Annotated in this window: 1 protein-coding gene; it reads left to right on the top strand. The window is 53.6% G+C overall.

Annotation, left to right across the window (positions count from 1 at the left end):
• Positions 1–260: 260 nt before the first annotated feature.
• Positions 261–886: Abi family protein (locus J3U06_RS09295; RefSeq protein ID WP_267444989.1), on the top strand; the 626-nt coding region annotated here is incomplete at its 3' end.

The following is an 886-nucleotide window of genomic DNA, read 5'->3' on the forward strand; positions in this document are numbered from 1 at the left end:
ACAAAGGAGCGTACCCAGGACAACTGCGGGAGCCTGGTAGAGGGTCATAATCAAATCCACCGCCCTGGGTCTGGCCCGAGATGTCATCTCGTTGAGTGCCGTGTACGCTCAGCCTTAGCTCTGAGCGGCAATCGAGTCTTGAAGTTTTGCGTTCGGCGCCAGCACGATGTAAAGTTAGTGCTGTTAGAAGCCGCCACTGCCTCTACTGCCTTTCGGGGTGGAACGCATACTATGGCGGTATTTTTTTACCCGGAGGGCACATGGGATTCACAACTGCAACCAAGTTGCCCCCATACCCCAGCCATCCTTACCGCGACTCTGCAGACCTGGCCCAACTGCTTCTGGATAACGGGTTGACAGGCATCAGCGTGCAGGACCTTGCGGATCGTTTGGAGTTGGTAGGCTATTATCGCCTCAAGGGCTACTGGTATCCTTTCCTTACTCCTATGGCGGGTAGCAGTAAACGAAAGTTGCCCTTTCTTCTGAAGACTGCTTGGGATCCCATTTGGGAACGGTACGTATTCGACCAGGAACTACGTAACATCGTCTTCGATGGCATCGTCAGCATCGAGGTCTTTCTCAAAAGCTATATGGCTGCTGAACTTGCCAAAGCAACGGGTCCGTTCGGTTACCTTGAGCCTGCCGGTCTGCCTGGACTCAGCACCGAAGAGCATAAGAGTGCGATTGCCGGCATAGCCAAGGACTATCAGAGATCTTCGCTGCCACAGCTTAAGCATTTCAAGAGCACCTACCGCGATCCGCTGCCGCCCATCTGGATGCTGGTGGACTGCCTTTCCTACGGTGATTTCAAGAAGATCTTCTACAAGGGCGCCGATCCTTCAATCAAACGGCAGTTGGCACTGCAGCTTGGCATCATGTCCAACAA

The sequence above is a fragment of the Bifidobacterium sp. B4142 genome, assembly GCF_026537325.1.
Lineage (GTDB): Bacteria > Actinomycetota > Actinomycetes > Actinomycetales > Bifidobacteriaceae > Bombiscardovia.